Source organism: Kitasatospora sp. SUK 42 (assembly GCF_015776785.2).
Lineage (GTDB): Bacteria > Actinomycetota > Actinomycetes > Streptomycetales > Streptomycetaceae > Kitasatospora.
The window spans coordinates 1,230,828-1,248,560 of sequence record NZ_LFMD02000007.1 but is presented as its reverse complement, the minus strand read 5'-3'; the positions used below and the strand labels follow the sequence as shown (position 1 = coordinate 1,248,560).

At 75.8% G+C, this 17,733-nt stretch carries 17 protein-coding genes and 1 pseudogene; 13 read left to right on the top strand and 5 right to left on the bottom strand.

Annotated features, from left to right (window positions below; genetic code table 11):
• The first annotated feature begins 42 nt into the window (after positions 1–42).
• From RZ50_RS27170 to RZ50_RS27140, 7 genes are all read left to right on the top strand, one after another.
• Complete coding sequence (locus RZ50_RS27170) at positions 43–1,056, top strand: GNAT family N-acetyltransferase (protein ID WP_196952442.1); 1,014 nt, start codon at positions 43–45, stop codon at positions 1,054–1,056.
• The gene (locus RZ50_RS27165; protein ID WP_196952443.1) at positions 1,049–1,837 is read left to right on the top strand and encodes an aminotransferase class IV; all 789 of its coding nucleotides are present in this window, start codon (positions 1,049–1,051) and stop codon (positions 1,835–1,837) included. Before RZ50_RS27170 ends, RZ50_RS27165 begins: the two co-directional genes overlap by 8 nt.
• A 149-nt stretch (positions 1,838–1,986) precedes the next feature.
• Positions 1,987–2,793, top strand: a complete 807-nt coding sequence (locus tag RZ50_RS27160) for an ABC transporter ATP-binding protein (RefSeq protein ID WP_196952444.1) — start codon at positions 1,987–1,989, stop codon at positions 2,791–2,793.
• A complete protein-coding gene (locus tag RZ50_RS27155; RefSeq protein WP_196952445.1) occupies positions 2,790–5,384 on the top strand; it encodes an FtsX-like permease family protein in 2,595 nt (864 codons plus the stop codon). The genes RZ50_RS27160 and RZ50_RS27155 overlap by 4 nt, the downstream gene beginning before the upstream one ends.
• Before the next feature lie 223 nt (positions 5,385–5,607).
• Positions 5,608–6,078: a hypothetical protein gene (locus RZ50_RS27150; protein WP_196952446.1), complete on the top strand. Its 471-nt coding sequence runs from the start codon at positions 5,608–5,610 to the stop codon at positions 6,076–6,078.
• Positions 6,075–7,655 (top strand): multicopper oxidase family protein, encoded by a 1,581-nt coding sequence (locus tag RZ50_RS27145; RefSeq protein ID WP_196952447.1) that lies wholly within the window; start codon positions 6,075–6,077, stop codon positions 7,653–7,655. The genes RZ50_RS27150 and RZ50_RS27145 overlap by 4 nt, the downstream gene beginning before the upstream one ends.
• A gap of 140 nt (positions 7,656–7,795) precedes the next feature.
• A complete protein-coding gene (locus tag RZ50_RS27140) occupies positions 7,796–9,154 on the top strand; it encodes a DUF2252 domain-containing protein (RefSeq protein WP_196952448.1) in 1,359 nt (452 codons plus the stop codon).
• A 6-nt stretch (positions 9,155–9,160) separates the two neighbouring features.
• On the opposite strand, the gene RZ50_RS27135 is transcribed toward RZ50_RS27140, so the two are convergent.
• On the bottom strand, positions 9,161–9,418 hold the full coding sequence (locus RZ50_RS27135) for a hypothetical protein (RefSeq protein WP_374199999.1): 258 nt from the start codon (positions 9,416–9,418) through the stop codon (positions 9,161–9,163).
• 34 nt (positions 9,419–9,452) lie between these two features.
• On the opposite strand from RZ50_RS27135, the gene RZ50_RS27130 reads away from it, so the two are divergent.
• The gene (locus tag RZ50_RS27130; RefSeq protein ID WP_308272344.1) at positions 9,453–9,746 is read left to right on the top strand and encodes a zinc-binding dehydrogenase; all 294 of its coding nucleotides are present in this window, start codon (positions 9,453–9,455) and stop codon (positions 9,744–9,746) included.
• A gap of 3 nt (positions 9,747–9,749) precedes the next feature.
• Here the strand turns inward: RZ50_RS27130 and RZ50_RS27125 are convergent, their stop codons facing one another.
• The gene (locus tag RZ50_RS27125; protein ID WP_196952451.1) at positions 9,750–10,898 is read right to left on the bottom strand and encodes a Cmx/CmrA family chloramphenicol efflux MFS transporter; all 1,149 of its coding nucleotides are present in this window, start codon (positions 10,896–10,898) and stop codon (positions 9,750–9,752) included.
• Between the two features lie 293 nt (positions 10,899–11,191).
• On the opposite strand from RZ50_RS27125, the gene RZ50_RS27120 reads away from it, so the two are divergent.
• The 3 genes and pseudogenes from RZ50_RS27120 to RZ50_RS27110 all read left to right on the top strand — a co-directional run bounded on the left by RZ50_RS27120 (position 11,192) and on the right by RZ50_RS27110 (position 12,737).
• On the top strand, positions 11,192–11,734 hold the full coding sequence (locus RZ50_RS27120) for a GNAT family N-acetyltransferase (RefSeq protein WP_196952452.1): 543 nt from the start codon (positions 11,192–11,194) through the stop codon (positions 11,732–11,734).
• Positions 11,735–11,902: 168 nt separating this feature from the next.
• Positions 11,903–12,274, top strand: a pseudogene (locus tag RZ50_RS27115) (hypothetical protein); the annotation flags it as partial.
• A gap of 4 nt (positions 12,275–12,278) precedes the next feature.
• Complete coding sequence (locus RZ50_RS27110) at positions 12,279–12,737, top strand: hypothetical protein (protein WP_196952454.1); 459 nt, start codon at positions 12,279–12,281, stop codon at positions 12,735–12,737.
• A 54-nt stretch (positions 12,738–12,791) separates the two neighbouring features.
• On the opposite strand, the gene RZ50_RS27105 is transcribed toward RZ50_RS27110, so the two are convergent.
• The 3 genes from RZ50_RS27105 to RZ50_RS27095 are packed head-to-tail and all read right to left on the bottom strand — an operon-like array spanning position 12,792 to position 15,443.
• Positions 12,792–12,941, bottom strand: coding sequence for a hypothetical protein (locus RZ50_RS27105; RefSeq protein WP_196952455.1), 150 nt, complete (start codon positions 12,939–12,941; stop codon positions 12,792–12,794).
• Between the two features lie 28 nt (positions 12,942–12,969).
• The gene (locus RZ50_RS27100; protein WP_196952456.1) at positions 12,970–13,878 is read right to left on the bottom strand and encodes a diacylglycerol kinase; all 909 of its coding nucleotides are present in this window, start codon (positions 13,876–13,878) and stop codon (positions 12,970–12,972) included.
• A complete protein-coding gene (locus RZ50_RS27095) occupies positions 13,875–15,443 on the bottom strand; it encodes an FAD-binding oxidoreductase (RefSeq protein ID WP_196952457.1) in 1,569 nt (522 codons plus the stop codon). Before RZ50_RS27095 ends, RZ50_RS27100 begins: the two co-directional genes overlap by 4 nt.
• A 74-nt stretch (positions 15,444–15,517) precedes the next feature.
• Between RZ50_RS27095 and RZ50_RS27090 the strand changes: the two genes are divergently transcribed.
• A complete protein-coding gene (locus tag RZ50_RS27090; protein ID WP_196952458.1) occupies positions 15,518–16,108 on the top strand; it encodes a TetR/AcrR family transcriptional regulator in 591 nt (196 codons plus the stop codon).
• Complete coding sequence (locus tag RZ50_RS27085) at positions 16,105–17,673, top strand: glycerol-3-phosphate dehydrogenase/oxidase (RefSeq protein WP_196952459.1); 1,569 nt, start codon at positions 16,105–16,107, stop codon at positions 17,671–17,673. Before RZ50_RS27090 ends, RZ50_RS27085 begins: the two co-directional genes overlap by 4 nt.
• The last annotated feature ends 60 nt before the right edge of the window (positions 17,674–17,733 follow it).

Here is a 17,733-nt window from a genome sequence, read left to right as displayed (position 1 = left end):
TTACGGGTCGTGCCCGGAGGGCCGCTATGGTGTGGCGCTGTGGTGAGGTCGTGGGATGCGGCGGTGGAGCGGGCGCAGGACCGGCTGGGGGCCGGGACGCGGCTGCGGGCCTGCTTGGCGGGGGAGGAACGGCGGTTCGCCCTCTGGGACTTGGCGTCCCTGGTGGAGGGCGAGCTGGGCGAGCTGGTGGATCCGGACGGGCTGGCGCCGCCGGTCGAGCGTGGTTGGCGCGAGCGGCTGGGGGAGAGCGGCCGGGAGTGGCCGGGCGGTGAGCTGTACCGGCGGCGCTACTGGATCCTGGACGAGCGGGGCGCGGTCGCCGGGACGGTCGCGGTGGACAACTGGACCAAGGGCCCGAGCCAACTCGCCGTCTCCTCCCTCTACGTGCGGCCCGGGGCGCGCGGCCGGGGGCTGGCCGCCGCCGCGCTGGACGAGGTGTACGGGGCGGCGACGGCCGAGGGCCTGCCGGGCTTCCAGCTGGAGGCGCACTGGAGTTGGCAGTCGGCCGTGCGCTACTACCTGCGCCGGGGCCTGTGGGTGGTCGGCTGGAAGCGGTCGATCTCGCTGGCCCGGATGCCCCAACTCCCGCTCCACCGGGTGCGGGAGGAGGACGGGCGGCTGCTCCTGCTGGTCGCGGACCGGGCGCGCGGCTGGGTGCCGATACTGGCCGCCGGGCGGGAGGGCCGCTGGCTGCGGCTGGACGAGACCGCCGACTACCGGGGCTGCGACGGCTGGGTGCACGAGTACGCCCGTTCGACGCTGGCGCTGTACCTGGCGCTCGCTGGCCGTCCGCTGGTGCGCGGGCCGCAGTGGTGGGCGGAGGCGTGGCGCTGGTCGGACGCGGGCGAGCCGGAGGGCCTGGCGTACAAGATCGAGGAGTTCGAGCAGGCCGCCCGTACGGCGGGGCGCACGCCGGTGAGCCCGTACCGCCCGGTGCGCCTGCCTGGACAGGAACGCGAGCCCGAGCCCAAGTGCGAACCCGGGTGCGAACCGGAGCGGAAGCCCGGACCCGGGCCGGCGGCGTCCCCGCAGCTGGCAGACTCGGGGGATGGCTGAGATCGAGATCGACGGCGCGCCCGCCGACGCGGCGCGGCTCGCTGCCCTGGGGCTGCTCAACTACGGGCACTTCACCACCCTGCGTGTCGAGGCGGGCCGGGCGCGCGGGCTGGAGCTGCACCTGGACCGGCTGGTCCGTGACTGCCGGACGCTGTTCGCCGCCGAGTTGGACCGGGCGGCGGTGCGCGAGCGGATCCGCGCGGTGCTGCCCGCCGACGGCGCGCCGGTGATCGTCCGGGTGACCGTGTACGACCCGGCGCTCGGCCTGGAGCGCCCCGCCGCCCCGGCCGCGCCCGCGCTGCTGGTGACCACCCGTCCGGCGGGGGCGGTCGCGCCCGCCCCGCTGCGGGTGCGGACGACGGCGTACCGGCGCGAGCTGCCCGGGGTGAAGCACGTCGGCCTGTTCGGCCTGGTCCACCACCGCCGCCTGGCCCAACTCTCCGGCTTCGACGACGTGTTGCTGACCGACGAGCACGGCCTGGTGTGCGAGGGCGCGACCTGGAACGTCGGCTTCCTGGCCGGGGAGCACCTGGTGTGGCCGGAGGGCCCCAGCCTGCCCGGCGTCACCGAGGCGCTGCTGGCCGGGGCGTACGGCGGCCCGCAGTCCCGTGAGCCGCTCCGGGTGGCTGAGCTCGGCCGCTTCGACGCGGCCTTCGCGGTGAACGCGGGCGTCGGCCCGCGCCCGCTCGCCGCCGTGGACTCCACCGCCTTCGACCCCGCGCACCCGCTGCTCGCCGAGCTGCGCGCCGCCTACCTGGGGGTCGCCTCCGGCGAGGTGTAGGGACAGCCCCACTTGGTAGGGACGGCCCCACTTGGTAGGGATAGCCCCACCCCGCGTCCGCCAGCGGCCTCCATGGTTCGCGGACGCCCGCCTCCCTAGCGTGGAACACGTCGCCGACCAGTGACGATTCCCGAAGGAAGGCCCCATCCATGGCACGCCGCCACGACCGCCCGACCACCGGTCCGTACGCCGCCGCACCGCAAGCCGGCCCCGCGATCGAACTGCTCGGGGTGCGCCGCAGCTACGGTCGCGGCGGCGAGACCGTGCAGGCGCTGCGCGGGATCGACCTGGCGCTCGGGCACGGCAGCTTCACCGCCGTCATGGGCCCCTCCGGCTCCGGCAAGTCGACCTTCCTCCAGTGCGCGGCGGGCCTGGACCGCCCGGACGAGGGCCGGATCCGGCTCGGCGGCGAGGAGCTGACCGAGCTGAGCGAGAACCGGCTCACCAAGCTGCGCCGCAGCCGGATCGGCTTCGTCTTCCAGTCCTTCAACCTGCTGCCCTCGCTGACCGTCGAGCAGAACGTGCTGCTGCCGCAGCGGCTCGCCGGTGAGCGCCAGGACCGCGCCCGGGCGCGGGAGCTGCTGGCGCAGGTGGGGCTGGGCGAGCACGCCCGGCGCCGCCCCGGGCAGCTGTCCGGCGGCCAGCAGCAGCGGGTCGCGATCGCCCGGGCGCTGATCACCCGCCCGGACGTGGTGTTCGCCGACGAGCCGACCGGCGCGCTGGACACCCGTACCGCGCACGAGGTGCTCGAACTACTGCGCCGGGCGGTGGACGACCTGGGCGCGACCGTCGTCATGGTGACCCACGACCCGGTGGCCGCCTCCTTCGCCGACCGGGTGCTGTTCCTGGCCGGCGGCGCGATCGTGGACGACCTGCCGTACCCGGGCCCGCAGGCCGTCGCGGACCGGATGGTCGCGCTGACCGCCCGCCCGGTGGGCGTGGCGGTGGCGGCATGACGAACGGACTCGCCCGCGCCTCGGTGCGCTTCCGTCCCGCCTCCTTCGTGGGCACCCTGGTCGCCCTGCTGCTGGGCGCCGCCGTGGTGGTGGCCTGCGGCACGCTGTTGCAGACCGGGCTGACCGCGAGCCTCCCGCCGGTGCGCTACGCCGCGAGCCCGGTGGTGGTGGCGGCCGGGCAGGAGGTGACGATCGAACGGAAGGTCGGCGAGGACACCGAGACCGAGCGGCAGACCACGCCCGAGCGGGCCCGTACGGACGCCGCACTGGTGGGCCGGATCGCCGCCCTGCCCAGGGTCGCGGCCGCCCGACCGGACACCGCCTTCCCGTTGACTCCCACCCCTGCCATCCCCTCGCTGACGGGCCGGGGTTACGCCGCGCTCGGCATCGCCGGACCGCAGGACAAGCTCGTCGAGGGCCGCGCGCCCGGCGCGAACGAGGTGGTGCTGGACGTCGACACGGCGCGTGCCGCCCACCTCGCGCCCGGTGCGAGCATCACCCTGACCGCGCCCGGCGGCACCGCGAGCTACCGCGTCTCCGGCCTCGCCGCCGCTCAGACCGCCGGGTCCGCTACCGGGTCCGCTACCGGGCCCGCTACCGGTTCCGCTACCGGATCCACCGCAGGGCCCACCGCCTGGTTCGCCGACGCCACCGCCGACCGCCTCTCCGGCCACCCCGGCCGGATCGACGCCATCGCCGTCCAGCCCCGCGAGGGCGTCACCCCCGCCGCCCTGGCCGCCCAGGTCCGCCAGGCCGTCGGCGCCGACGCCGAGGTCCTCACCGGGGACGAGCGCGCCACCGTCGAACAGCCCGCCCTCGGCGAGGCCCGCACCCTGCTGACCGAGCTCGGCGGCGTCTTCGGCGGCTACGCCACCATGACCGCCGTCTTCGTGGTGATGAGCACCGTCGCCCTCGCCACCGGCCAGCGCGCCCGCGAGTTCGCGCTGCTGCGCGCCATCGGCGCCACCCCGCGCCAGATCCGCCGCACCATCGCCACCGAGGCGATGCTCGTCGCCCCCGTCGCCGGCGCGCTCGGCGTCCTGCCCGGACTCGCCCTCGCCCACTGGTGGTTCGACCAGCTGGTCGACCGCGACGCCGTCCCGGCGGGCGTCCGGCTGGACGTCGGCCCGCTGCCGATGCTCGCCGCCGTCCTCGCCTGCTCCCTCGCCGCGCTCGCCGCCGGCTTCCTGGCCGCGCGCCGCCCGTCCCGGCTGCGCCCCGGGCAGGCGCTCGGCGAGGCCGCCGTCGAGCCGCCCCGGCCGGGCAAGGTCCGCATCGCGTTCGGCCTGGTCTTCGCCGCCGGCGGGGTGGTGACCGCCGCCGTCGCCTCCGCGCTGGACGGCGCCAAGGCCGCCCAGACCGCGCAGGGCACGGTGATGTGCTTCATGATGGCCGTCGCCCTGCTCGGCCCGCACCTGGCCCGGATCGCCGCCGCGGTGCTCGGCGCCCCGCTGCGGGCGGGCGGTGCCACCGGCTCGCTGGCCGCCGACAACTCCCGCGCCAACGCCCGCCGGCTGGCCTCCGCGATCACCCCGATCGTGCTGGTCACCGCGTTCTGCGGCACCCTGCTGGTGCTCCAGAGCACCCTGCGCCACACCACCGGGGAGAACGTCCGCGCCGGCATCACCGCCGACCACGTGCTCGCCGCCACCGGCCCCGGCCTGCCCGCGGGCACCGCCGAGCGGGCGGCGAAGGTGCCGGGGGTGGACAGCGCGGTCGGCGTGCTGCGCACCGGCGTCGTCTACCGGCAGAGCGGCCAGCTCGGCTCCGCCCCCGCCCTCGGCGTGGACGGCGATCCGGCCCGGCTGCCCCGGGTGCTCGACCTGGGCGTGCGCAGCGGCTCGCTCGCCGACCTCGGCCGGGGCGCCGACACCGTCGCCCTGGACGCCACCCTGGCCGACGCGCTGGACGCGAAGGTCGGCGAGCGCGTCGCGCTCTGGCTCGGCGACGGCACCGCCGTGCGCCCCACGCTGGTCGCCGTGTACGACCGCGGCCTCGGCTTCGGCCGGGCGCTGCTGCCCCGGGCCGCCGTCGCCGCGCACGTCACCGCCGGGTACGACAGCCAGGTGCTGGTCGCCGACGCCCCCGGCGCCGACCGTGCGGCGGTGGCCGCCGCGCTGGGCGGCCTCGGCGGACCGGGCGGCGCGATGGTGACCGACCGGGCCGGGTTCGTCGCCCAGGCCGACAGGATGATGGAGCTCAACAGCTGGGCGAACACCGTGATGGCCGCCGTACTCGGCGGGTTCGCCGCCGTCACGGCCGCCAACACCCTGGTGATGACCGTCCTGGACCGGCGCCGCGAGGTCGCGCTGCTGCGGCTGGCCGGGACGACCCGGCGCCAGGTGCGCGGCATGCTGCGCTGGGAGGCGCTGCTGGTCGCCGCGGCCGGGCTGGCGGTCGGTGCCGTGATCGCCTGGATCACGCTGGTCCCGGTCGCCCGGGGGGTGGCGGGCACCTCCCCGTACGTCCCGGCGACCCTCGCCGTGCCGCTGGCCGCCGGAGCCGTCCTGCTCTGCCTGGGCGCGACCGGGCTGCCCGCCCGGCTGCTGCTGCGGACCAGGCCGGTGGCGGCGGGCGCGGCCCGGCAGTAGCCGCGTCCGTACGGGTGACGCCCTCGGGGAGACCCGGGGGCGTTCCCCTGGACGGGTGACGGCCGTACGGGTGGCGGCCGTACGGGGGACGACCGTCGGAGGGATCGGGCTCGAAGGGGTGGTGATCAAGGCCAAGCACCTTCGATTCAGCTGATCGTGACGGTTGATCAGCTACGCTCTCGCCCGCCCCCGCCCGACCCGCCGACGCAGAGAGTAGCCCGACATGAGCAGTCCCCCCGCCGCCGCGCCCCGCTGGCCGCTGATCCTGCTGCGGATCTCCACCGCCGCCCTGGCGCTGTTGGCCCTGCTCCAGACCGTGCTGGCCGGCAGCTTCCTCGACGGCGCCTACGACTCCCTCAAGGGCCACGAGGGCGCCGCGATGCTGCTGGCCACCGTGGTCGTGCTCCAGCTGGCGGTGGCCGCGCTGGTGCTCCGGCCGGGCCGGGGCCCGCGCTGGCCGCTGGGGACCACCGCCCTGCTCGCCCTCGCCGTCGTCGGCCAGATCGGCGCCGGCTACGCGCGGGCGGTCAGCCTGCACATCACCCTCGGCGTGCTGCTGGTCAGCGGCATCCTGTTCGTCCTGGTCGGCGCCTGGCGGCTGCCGCTGCCCGCCCGGGAGGCCCTGCGCGACACCGGCCAGGACGGCGGCGGACGGCTGCCGCGCCCCGGCGGGCCGCTGGAGGTGAACCGGTGAACCGCCGCCGGTTCCTGGGCCTCGGCGCCTCGGTGCTCGGCGCGGGCGCGCTGGCCGCCGTCGCCGGCCCCTCGGCCGCCCGGCTGCTCGTGGAGGGCCGCCCCGGGCGGCTGCTCTCCAGTGAACTCGACCTGCCCGAGGCCTTCCAGGTCCCGCTGCCGGTGCCACCCGTGCTCCGGCCCGTGCTGTCGGACGCGACCGGCGACCACTACGAAATCACCCAGCGCGTCGCCTCCGTGGAGATCCTGCCCGGAGTGAGGACCGAGGCCTGGACGTACGGCGGCACCTTCCCCGGGCCGACGGTGGTCACCCGCTCCGGGCGGGCGGCGATGGTCAGGCACCGCAACGAACTGCCGGTGCCGACCGTGGTCCACGTGCACGGCGGGCACACCCCGGCCGACAGCGACGGCTACCCGACGGACCTGCTGCTGCCGGTCGGCTCCGCCGCGCCCCCACGGCCGGCGCCGATGGCGGACATGCCGGGAATGCCGGGGATGCCGCAGACGGAGGTCCGCGCCGTGGTCGGCGAGCGCACCCACACCTACCCGGGCAAGCAGCGCGCCGCCACCCTCTGGTACCACGACCACCGGATGGGCTTCACCGGCCTCGGCGTCTGGCGCGGCCTGGCCGGCTTCCACCTGGTCCACGACGAGGAGGAGGACGCCCTGCCGCTGCCGCGCGGCGAACGCGACCTCCCGCTGCTGCTCACCGACCGCTCCTTCGCCGCCGACGGCTCCTTCCGCTACCCGGTCGCCGACCCCGCTCTCGTCGAACCCGGCGTCACCGACGCCTACATGAACGGCGTCCTCGGCGACGTCGTCCTGGTCAACGGCGCGCCCTGGCCCCGCCTGGACACCGACCGCGCGCACTACCGGCTGCGGCTGCTCAACGCCTCCAACGCCCGGCTCTACCGGCTCGCACTCGACCCGCAGCCCGCCGGCGGCGACGCGCTGGTCCAGATCGGCTCCGACGGCGGCCTGCTCGCCGCCCCCGTCGCCCACGACGCCATCGAGATCGCCCCCGGCGAGCGCTTCGACGTGGTGGTCGACTTCTCCCGCTACCCGGCCGGCACCCGGGTGCGCCTGCTCAACCGCTTCGGCGAGGACCGCGCCGCCGAGGTGATGTGCTTCGACGTCTCCTCGCGGCCGGTCGACGACGACGCCCGGGTGCCCGAGCGGCTCTCCACCGTCGAGGAGCTGAACGCCTCCGAGGCCGTCGCCACCCGCGACTTCCGGTTCCGCCGCAGCCGCAAGGACGGCTGGACCATCAACGGCCGCCCGTACCGGCCCGGCCACAGCCTCGCCGCGCCCGCCCTCGGCACCGTCGAGCGCTGGCGCTTCTCCAGCGACGTGCACCACCCCGTGCACGTCCACCTGAGCCACTTCCAGGTGATCGGGCGCAACGGCGAGGACCCGGGCCCGTGGGACGCGGGCTGGAAGGACACCGTCGACCTGCGCCCGGCCGAGGCGGTGGAGGTGCTGGTGAGCTTCGGCGACTACGCGGGGACGTACATGCTGCACTGCCACAACCTGGAGCACGAGGACATGGCGATGATGGCCGACTTCACCGTGCGGTGAGCCGGTCGGTTCACCCGTGCGGCCCAGTGCCGGAGGGCGCCGCGCTGCGCCCTCCGGCACCGGGCCCCTAGCGTCGCGATGAGGTGCGCCCGTTTCCGGGCATATCACTGTGGAGACCCAGGGACGGACGGAGCCGCCGCATGACCACCCCCGCCGAACGCCGCCGCAGCGGCCGGGCCGCCCGCGAGCGCGCCACCCGCTCCGACCACGGCCGCTGGATCCCGGCCGCCGACCGCCCCGACCCGCTCGCCGTGCTGGAGGCGCAGGGCGCCGACCGGGTCGCCAGGCTGCTGCCGATCCGCTACGGGCGGATGGCCGCCACCCCCTTCGCCTACCTGCGTGGCGCCGCCGCCGTGATGGCCGCCGACCTCGCCGCCGTCCCCCACACCGGGCTCACCGTCCAACTCTGCGGCGACGCCCACCTGTTGAACTTCGGCGTGTACGCCTCGCCGGAACGCGCGCTGCTCTTCGACGTCAACGACTTCGACGAGACCTACCCCGGCCCCTTCGAGTGGGACGTCAAGCGCCTCGCGGCCAGCATCGCCGTCGCGGCCCGCGATCGCGGCGAGGACGACGACTCGGCCCGGCGCGCCGCCCGTACCGCCGCACAGGGCTACGCCGTCGCGCTGCGCCGACTGGCCGGGCTGGGTGAGCTCGACGTCTGGTACAGCCGGGTCGACACCGCCGAGCTGCTGCCGCTCGTCCGTGAGCCCGAGCAGCGCAGGCAGGTCGCGGCCGAGCTCGCCCGTGCCCGGCGGTGCACCAGCCTCCAGGCCTTCGGCAAGCTCACCGAGGAGCGGGACGGGCGGCGGCGGATCGTCAGCGAGCCGCCGCTGATCGAGTCGCTGAAGAAGTCCGAACTGCGGGGCATCGGCAAGCTGTTCGGCGACTACCGGGCCACCCTCGCCGAGGACCGCCGGGTGCTGCTGGACCGCTACCGCTTCGTGGACGCGGCGATGAAGGTGGTCGGCGTCGGCAGCGTCGGCACCCGCTGCTACATCGTCCTGCTGGAGGGCCGGAACAGCGGCGACCCGCTGTTCCTCCAGCTCAAGGAGGCCGGCCGGTCCGTGCTGGAGGACCACCTGCCGCCCACCCGGGTCGACGCGGAGGTCGCCGCCCACCAGGGCGGGCGCCGGGTGGTCACCGGGCAGCACCTGATGCAGGCGCACAGCGACATCTTCCTCGGCTGGACCGCCGGCCCCGCGGGCCGGCACTACTACGGCCGCCAACTGCGCGACATGAAGGGCTCGGCGGACATCGACACCATGTCCCCGGACCTGCTGCGCTCCTACGCCGACCTGTGCGGCCGCACCCTCGCCCGCGCCCACGCCCGCACCGGCGACCGCCTCGCCATCGCCGCCTACCTCGGCACCGCCGACACCTTCGCCGACGCCGTCGCCGACTTCGCCCTCCACTACGCCGACCGCACGGCCGCCGACCACGCCCAGCTGGTCGAGGCGATCGAGGCCGGCCGGATCACCGCGACCCGGGGGGTGTGACGCCGTTCAGACGCGGGCCCGCAGGCCGTCCAGGACCAGGCCGAGGAGGTGGTCGCGGCGCTCGGCCAGGGTGGGGGCCTGGTCGGTGATCCAGCTCAGGGCGTTGGCGAGGGCGAAGAGGTCGAGCGGGGTGACGTCCGGGCGGACCGCGCCGTCCCGCTGGGCGGCGGCGAGCAGCCGGCCACCGGCCTGCCGCATCCGCAGGCAGCTCGCGTGCAGGGCGGAGTCCGGGTTCTCCAGGGTGGCCATCAGGGTGGCGGGCAGGCCCTGGTGGGCGCCCGCGCCGAGGATGAACTCGGTGAGCCAGGCGATCAGGGCGGGTTCGGCCGGCCCCTCGGCGCCGAGGGTGTCGGCCTTCCTCGGCGACTACCGGCCCGAGCGGGCGGCCGAGCTCGGGATCGTCCTCCACGAGGGCATCTGGCAGGTCCGCTCCAGCGGCAGCGACCTCGCCGAACTGGCCGAACTGCCGGTGGACGGCCGCGTCCGGGTCGCGCTGGACAGCGTGTACCCGCTGCGCGAGGCCGCGGCCGCCCACCGCAGGGCCGAACTGGGGCACCTCCAGGGGAAGATCGTGCTGACGGTGGTCGACTGAGGCTCAGCCGAGCCTCGGCGGGAGCGCGGCGAGCAGGAGGGCGGCCGCGATGAGGAGAGCGGCGGCGTAGAACGGGCCGAGCGGCCCGGCGGGGGTGGTGAGGGTGGTCGCGGCCACCAGGGGGCCGGCGGTGGCACCGAGGTTGAGGGCGGCGGTCGCGTAGGCGCCGGCCATGGTGGGGGCGCCCGGCGCTGCGTACAGGGCTCGGGTGATCAGGGTGCCGCCGAGGGCGAAGGACAGCGCGCCCAGCAGGAGGACGAGGGGGAGCAGGACGGCCGGTTCGTGTGCCAGAACGGCCGGCGCGGGCCAGCCGATCAGCAGCAGCGGACCGGCGACGGCGAGGACCAGGCCGGGGCGGCGGTCCGCGAGCCGCCCGGCGGCGGTGACGCCCAGGAAGGAACCGGCCCCGAACAGCACCAGGGCGACGGGCACCCACAGGTCGCCGAGACGGGCGGGGCCGGTCACGACCGGGGCGAGGAAGGTGAAGCCGCCGAAGGTCGCGGCGTTCACCAGCGCGGCCAGCGGCAGGACCTTCCGCAGCCCCGGCCGCCGCAGCTCGGAGAGTTCGGCGCGCAGGTCGGGGCGGCCCGGCGCCCGCCCCGCTGCGGCGGGCGCCGGGAGGCCGAGCAGGATGCCGGCGGCGGCGGGCAGACAGAGCGCGGCCACCGCCCAGAACACCGCCCGCCAGCCCAGCAGCGCGCCCAGGACCGCGCCCCCGGGCACCCCGGCGACCGTGGCCACCGTCGTGCCCGAGAGGAGTACGGCGAGCGCCCGTCCCTTGCGGTCCGGCGGGACCAGCGCGGTGGCGGTGGTCAGCGCGACGGCGAGGAAGCCCGCATCGGCGAGCGCGGCCACGACACGGCTCGCGAACAGCACCGGGAAACTCGTGGTGACGGCCCCGACGACGTGCGCCGCCGCGAACACCAGCACGAAGCCGAACAGGGTGGCGCGCCCCGGCCGGCTGCGGGCCAGCCCGGCCATCAGCGGCGCGCCGACCACCATGCCGAGCGCGAAGGCGGAGGTGAGGGTGCCCGCCGTCCCGAGCGGGACGCCGAGCTCGGCGGCGAGGCCCGGCAGCAGGCCGGCGAGCATGAACTCCGAGGTGCCCATGGCGAACACGGCCAGGGCGAGCAGGTACAGCGGAACAGGCATCGAGAGACTCCGGGAGGGTGGAAGTCGGGACAGGAACCGTCCGTCTCGTCACCACAGCCCGCCCCCCCACCGAGGGCACACGCACCCGCCCGACCGGCCACACGCACGATCGGGTCGCTGAACTCAGCGGTTCAGCAGTGTCAGCAGTGCTTCAGGGGGCAGACGGCGTGACCGCGTGCCCCCACCTTGGATGCCTCAGGGCTCGACATGCCCCGCACGCTACCCGGGCAGGGCGCGGCGGGGCACCCCGTTTTTCGCTTGCCCGCGCGGGCGGTGTGCCGTTGGGTTGGGGCATGAACGAAATGATCACCGAACGCCTGCTGATCCGCCGCTGGCGGGAGTCCGACCTCGTGCCGTGGGCCGCGATGAACGCCGACCCGGAGGTCCGCGAGCACCTCGGCGGCATCCTCACCCGCGAGCAGAGCGACTCCTCGGTGGCGCGGTTCGAGGCGGAGCTGGAGCGGCGCGGGCACGGGTGGCTGGCCGTCGAGACCCGGGAGGGCGGCGAGTTCATCGGCTTCGCGGGCCTGGACGAGGTCGAGGAGCAGGACCCGGTCAGCGGAGTCGAGATCGGCTGGCGCCTGGCCCGGTCGGCCTGGGGCCACGGCTACGCGACGGAGGCGGCCCGGGCGGTCCTCGCCCACGGCTTCGACGCGCTCGCCCTCCCCGAGATCCTCGCCATCACCACCGCCGCCAACCTGCGCTCGCAGAAGGTGATGCACCGCCTCGGGATGACCCACGACCCCGCCGAGGACTTCGCCGACCCCGACGCCCCACAGGACCCGGCGCGGCGCAACGTCGTCTTCCGCCTCCGCCGGGAGGACCACGGCGCATAGGGCGCCCACGGGCAAGGGGGCTGCACTGACCGGCCCCGGCCGGGTCACCGTCCGTACCGGCATCTCGGCCCTGGCCTTCTCGGTCGGCCCTGTCAGCGGAGTCCCGTACGGGCCTGAACCGCCGGACCGCCCCGCCCGATTGTCAGTGGTGCGTGCCAGGGTGACCGCATGTTGGCGATCGCGGTGCAGACGAACGATGCGCGGCACCTGAGGGTGGGCGCGGAGGAACTCGCGGGGCTGGTCCGGCGCATCGGCGCGGGGGGCGACTGCTTCCTCGTCGTGCAGCGGATACCGGACCTGCCGGACGTCTACATCCAGGTGTGGCACAAGGCCGGCCGCCACTACGCGCTGGAACACCGCGACGGCTCCGCCGACCGGCACTTCGAGGTGCACCTGGAGGGGCCCGAGCCGGTGATCGCGGCGATGACGGCCTGGGCGCGGGCCGAGCCGGGCTGGGGCGAGGGCCTGGACTGGCGGCCGCTCGACCTGGGCCCGGCGCCGGAGCCGGCCGCCCCGCTGATGCTGGACGCCGAGGGGGATCCGCATGAGTGACGACGTGCTGTCGGTGATCCCCACCGACCCGCGCTGGCAGCCGGATCCATCGGCAGCCGAGCGGGCGCGGGCGGTGGTGGTCGGGCTGCTCGGTGCGGACGACGGGGCGGAGCTGGAGCTGACCTGGCACGAGCGGACGGCGGCGGTCGACTGCGGGGAGAACCTGGAGAGGATCGGCTGCCCGCACTGTGGCGGCACGCTCGGGCCGGACTGGTGGGGCGACCTGCTGGAGGAACACGCCGAGGACGGCTTCGCGACGCTCGTGGTCACGGTGCCGTGCTGCGGGGCGGAAACGACGCTGGAGGTGCTGGAGTACGACTGGCCGTGCGGCTTCGCCCGGTTCGAGGTCGAGGTGTGGAACCCGGAGTGCCTTTGGTTCACCGAGCCGCAGTTGGCGGCGATCGGTGCCGCGCTCGGTCACCCGGTACGGCAGATCAGGGCGCACCTGTGAGGACGGCGCGCACGACCGGCTCGCTCCCGTGGCTCTCGGCGCGGGCGCGGGCGGTCAGTTGGGGCGGCGGGTCCAGCGCCAGTGGTTGGTGAGGCCGAGGCCGGCGGCCATGACGGCCGAGCCGGCGACGGCGAGTGGGGCCAGGCCGATGAGGAGTTCGAACACGGGGATGCCGTGGGGTGTCACGTTCACTGCGAGCTGCATGGTGGCTGCCCTCCCTGGCCTCAGGTTCTCACGGCACCAGCAGGCGTAGGGCCTTCCGTCGCACCGTGACCTCGACGGGCAGGGCCGCGATGAACTCGCCGTCGGCGTAGGCGGTGATGCCGGGGGACTCGATCCGCAGGGACTCGGTGCGCAGGGTGGTGACCTCCGGGTGGGTGGTGTGGGTGCCCTTGAAGAGGGTGGGGAAGAAGCGGGCGATCCGCAGCCGGGGCATGGCGTCGACGAGGGTGAGGTCGAGCAGTCCGTCGTCGGGGAGGGCGTCGGGGCACATCAGCATGCCGCCGCCGTAGCTGCGGGTGTTGCCGACGGCGGCGAGGGTGAGGTCGCGTTCGATGACGGTGCCGTCGGCGAGGGTGATCCGGAACGGCAGCGGGCGCAGGTTGGCGAACTCGGCGAGGATGGCGAGGTTGTAGCGCATCCGCCCGCGCGGCCAGCGCAGCCGGTTGACGCGGTCGCTGACCAGGGAGTCGAAGCCGGTGGCGAGGACGGAGCCGTACCAGCGTGCCGCGCCGTCGGGGCCGGTGATCCGGCCGAGGTCGATGCCGCGGGTGCGCCCGGCGGCGACGACGTCGGCGGCGGCCTCGGGGTCGCCGAGCGGCAGGCCGTACTCGCGGGCGTGGTCGTTGCCGGTGCCGGCGGGTATCACTCCGAGCGGTACGGAGGTGTCGGCGAGGGCCTGGAGGGCCAGGTTGATCATGCCGTCGCCGCCGACGACGGCCAGCGCGTCCACGCCGTCGGCGGCGGCCTCGCGGGCGAGGCGTACGGCGTCCTCGGTGGAGCGCCCGGCCTGCGGTTCGACCTCGACTCCGAGGGCGCGCAGGCGGGCGACGACCCGGCGGGCGGCGGACTCGGCGTGGCCGATGCCCGCCGCCGGGTTGGTGAGAACGACGACCCTGCGGACGGTTCTCGTGTCGGTCATGGGATCAGCTTGCCGGGGTTGAGGATGCCCGCCGGGTCGAGTTCGGCCTTGACGGCGCGCAGGATGCGCACGCCGAGGTCGCCGATCTCCTCGCTCATCCAGGGCCGGTGGTCGGTGCCGACCGCGTGGTGGTGGGTGATGGTGCCGCCGGCGCCGAGGATGGCGTCGCCCGCGGCCCGCTTGGCGGTGGCCCAGCGGTCGAGCGGGTCCTCGCCGAGGGCGGCGACGACGGTGAAGTAGAGCGAGGCGCCGGTCGGGTACACGTGCGAGATGTGGCAGAGCACCAGGGCGCCGGGCAGGGCGCCGGTCAGCGCCTCGGTGACGGCGACCCGCAGTCCCGCGAGCCGGCTCCAGGCGGCGGCGGTCTCCAGGGTTTCGCACAGCGCGCCCGCGCTGAGCAGGGAGTCGCGCAGGTAGGGGGCGTTGAACCGGCCGTGCTCCCAGGAGCGGGCCGGGCCGTCGCCGAGCGAGGTGCCGCCGGCGGCGAGCAGCGCCTCGCGGGTGAGCTCCTGCCGGGCGGCGACCTGTTCGGCGCTGCCTTCGAAGACGGTGACGGCCAGGCAGCCGCTGACCGCCGGGGCGCCGCCGATCTGTTCGGTCATGGCGAGGTTGACCATGGTCTCGGCCTCGTCGGAGAGCCGGATGACGGTCGGCCCGGTGCCCTGCTGTTCGACGGTGCGCAGCGCGGCGGTGCCGGTGGCGAAGTCGGGGAAGCTCCACGCCTCGTAGGCCTTGACGGCGGGCAGCGGGTGGACGCGCAGGCGGACGGCGGTGATGACGCCGAGGGTGCCCTCGGAGCCGAGGAAGAGCTGGCGCAGGTCGGGCCCGGCGGCGGAGGCGGGGGCGCGCCCGAGGTCGAGCATCCCGGCGGGGGTGACGACGCGCAGGCCGCGCACCATCTCGTCGAAGCGCCCGTATCCGGCGGAGTCCTGGCCGGAGGAGCGGGTGGCCGCGAAGCCGCCGATGGTGGCGTAGCGGAAGCTCTGCGGGTAGTGGCCGAGTTCCCAGCCGCGTTCGGCGAGCAGGGCTTCCGCCGCGGGGCCGGTGAGTCCGGCGCCGAGGACGGCCTCGCCGGAGGTCTCGTCGAGGTCGAGGAGTTGGTCGAAGCGGCGCAGGTCGAGCGAGACGACGGCCTCGAACGGGCCGCGCTCGGGGTCGAGGCCGCCGACCACGCTGGTGCCGCCGCCGAACGGGACGACGGCGAGGCGGCGCTCGGCGCAGACGGCGAGGACGGCGGCGATCTCGTCCTCGCTGCCGGGCAGGACGACGGCGTCGGGCGCGTCCTGCGGCTCGCGGCTGCGGCGGCGCAGCAGGTCGGGGGTGGACTTGCCGCCGGCGCGCGGCAGCCGGTCGGCGTCGGCCGCGCTGACGTGCGCCTCGCCGACGGCGGAGGCCAGGGCCTTGAGGTCCTCGGCGGTGATCCGGGACGGGCGCAGCACGACCTCGGCGGCGTCCGGCCCGGGGGTGGCGTCGCCGGTGACGCCGAGGGCGGCGGCGAGCAGCCCCTTGATGTCCGCGGACAGCTCCTTGGCGAGGGCCGGGTCGCCCCAGGCGTCCCACTTCATCGGGGGGAGCGGAAGGGCGGCGCCGGCCGGTCCCGCTTGCGTCTCAGGTGCCATGCGTTACAGTTTCACACATCATGTCAAGTAGTAACGCCGCATCCGAGCAGCCCCGCAGCACCGACGACGCGATCCTGGACGCCGCCGCCCACCTGGTCGTCCAGCTCGGCGTCCGCCGGACCCAGCTGGCGGAGATCGCCCGCCGTGCCGGGGTCAGCCGCCCGACCGTCTACCGGCGCTGGCCGGACGTCCAGGCGGTGATCGGGGCGCTGCTCACCCGGGAGATCCTGGCCACCCTGGAGGGCACCGCGCTGGCCGTCCGCGACCGGGAGACCTTCGTGGCGCGGGTGGTCGAGGTCGCGGTGCGGCTGCGCGACCACCCGGTGCTCGGCGCGCTGCTCCACTCCGACGACTCCGACCTGCTGCTCCGGTACGTCGTCGAGCGGCTCGGCGCCAGCCAGCGCGGTCTGCTGGAGGCGCTGCGCACCGGCATCGAGCTGGGCCAGGCCGACGGCTCGATCCGCGCCGGCGAGCCGACCGAACTGGCCGCCATGGTCCTGCTGATCGCCCAGTCCACCGTCCAGTCGCACCGCATGGTCGCCTCCCTGCTGCCCGAGGCGGCCTGGCGGCGCGAACTGGCCAGAGCGCTGAACGGATACCTCGCGCCATGACGCCCACCGCAGGCACGCCCGCCGGCCCGTACGCGGGAACCACTCGACTCAACGCCCGTCGCCGCTCCCTGGAGCTCGACGCGCTCGCCGACGATCCGCGCGTCGACCTGCTGGTGATCGGCGGCGGCGTCACCGGCGCCGGGGTCGCCCTGGACGCCGCCGCGCGCGGCCTGCGCACGGTGCTGGTCGAGGCCCGCGACCTCGCCTTCGGGACGAGCCGCTGGAGCTCCAAGCTGGTGCACGGCGGCCTGCGCTACCTCGCCTCCGGTCGGGTCAAGGTGGCCCGGGAGAGCGCCGTCGAGCGCGGTGTGCTGATGACCCGCACCGCCCCGCACCTGATCCGCGCCCTGCCCCAACTGGTGCCGCTGCTGCCTGACCTGCTGCGCCCCGGCCAGGCCTCGCTGATCCGGGCGGGTTTCCACGCCGGGGACGCGCTGCGGTTGAGCGCCGGGACGCCGGGAGCCCTGCTGCCCCGGATGCGCCGGATCGACGCGGCCCGGACGCGGCAGCTGGTGCCGGGCGTCCGGACGGCGGGCCTGCGCGGCGCGCTGGTCGCGCACGACGGCCAACTCGTGGACGACGCGCGGCTGGTGGTCGCCCTGGCGCGCACCGCGGCGCAGTACGGGGCGAGGGTGCTGACCCGGGTGCGGGCCGAGGACGTCACCGGCACCTCCGCCCGGCTGGTCGACACCCTGAGCGGGCAGGCGCTGACCGTCACCGCGGGCGCGGTGGTCAACGCCACCGGCGTCTGGGCGGGCGAGGTGGACACCTCCATCAGGCTGCGCCCCAGCCGGGGCACCCATCTGCTGGTGGACGCCGCCGTGCTGGGCCACCCGGCGGCCGCGCTCACCGTGCCGGTGCCCGGCTCCACCAGCCGCTTCGTCTTCGCCCTGCCGCAGCAGCTCGGCCGGGTGGCGATCGGGCTGACCGACGAGGACGCCCCGGGCCCGATCCCGGACGAACCGCAGCCCACCGAAGCAGAGTTGACGTTCCTCCTGGACACCGTGAACGCGGCCCTCGCCACCGGGTTGACCAGGGCGGACGTGCGCGGCGCGTACGCCGGACTGCGCCCGCTGATCGACACCGGCGGGGGGAACACCGCCGACATCTCCCGGGAGCACGCGGTGCTGGAGTCCCCGTCCGGGGTGGTCACCGTGGTCGGCGGCAAGCTCACCACCTACCGTCGGATGGCCGAGGACGCGGTGGACGCCGCCGTCCGCCTGCGCGGCCTGCCCGCCCGCACCTGCTGGACGGCCCGCCTGCCGCTGGTCGGCGCCCCGGGGCACGGGGACAGCCGCCCGGTTCCGGCCGCCGGCATCCCCGTCTCACTGCTCGCCCGCCATGGCGGCGCGGCTCACGAGGTGCTGGCGGCGGGGGAGTTGGAGCCGGTGGCCGAGGGCGTCGACGTGACGCGCGCCGAGATCGCCTACGCCGTCACCCATGAGGGCGCCCTGGACGCCGCCGACGTCCTCGACCGTCGGACCAGGATCGGCCTGGTCGCGGAGGACGCCGAGCGGGCCCGGAAGGCGGTCGAGGAGATCCTCGCGGAGATCGGCGCGGAGTAGCGCACCACCACGGAGGGGCGGACGGCCCGGACCGCGCTGTCACGCACGGCCGGGCCCGGC

Bases quoted from the DNA above. Each gene is read 5' to 3' on its own strand.
- RZ50_RS27165 (WP_196952443.1), top strand. From the start codon at position 1,049: ATGGCTGAGATCGAGATCGACGGCGCGCCCGCCGACGCGGCGCGGCTC.
- RZ50_RS27160 (WP_196952444.1), top strand. From the start codon at position 1,987: ATGGCACGCCGCCACGACCGCCCGACCACCGGTCCGTACGCCGCCGCA.
- RZ50_RS27155 (WP_196952445.1), top strand. From the start codon at position 2,790: ATGACGAACGGACTCGCCCGCGCCTCGGTGCGCTTCCGTCCCGCCTCC.
- RZ50_RS27150 (WP_196952446.1), top strand. From the start codon at position 5,608: ATGAGCAGTCCCCCCGCCGCCGCGCCCCGCTGGCCGCTGATCCTGCTG.
- RZ50_RS27140 (WP_196952448.1), top strand. From the start codon at position 7,796: ATGACCACCCCCGCCGAACGCCGCCGCAGCGGCCGGGCCGCCCGCGAG.
- RZ50_RS27125 (WP_196952451.1), bottom strand. From the start codon at position 10,898: ATGCCTGTTCCGCTGTACCTGCTCGCCCTGGCCGTGTTCGCCATGGGC.
- RZ50_RS27120 (WP_196952452.1), top strand. From the start codon at position 11,192: ATGAACGAAATGATCACCGAACGCCTGCTGATCCGCCGCTGGCGGGAG.
- RZ50_RS27110 (WP_196952454.1), top strand. From the start codon at position 12,279: ATGAGTGACGACGTGCTGTCGGTGATCCCCACCGACCCGCGCTGGCAG.
- RZ50_RS27105 (WP_196952455.1), bottom strand. From the start codon at position 12,941: ATGCAGCTCGCAGTGAACGTGACACCCCACGGCATCCCCGTGTTCGAA.
- RZ50_RS27100 (WP_196952456.1), bottom strand. From the start codon at position 13,878: ATGACCGACACGAGAACCGTCCGCAGGGTCGTCGTTCTCACCAACCCG.
- RZ50_RS27095 (WP_196952457.1), bottom strand. From the start codon at position 15,443: ATGAAGTGGGACGCCTGGGGCGACCCGGCCCTCGCCAAGGAGCTGTCC.
- RZ50_RS27090 (WP_196952458.1), top strand. From the start codon at position 15,518: ATGTCAAGTAGTAACGCCGCATCCGAGCAGCCCCGCAGCACCGACGAC.
- RZ50_RS27085 (WP_196952459.1), top strand. From the start codon at position 16,105: ATGACGCCCACCGCAGGCACGCCCGCCGGCCCGTACGCGGGAACCACT.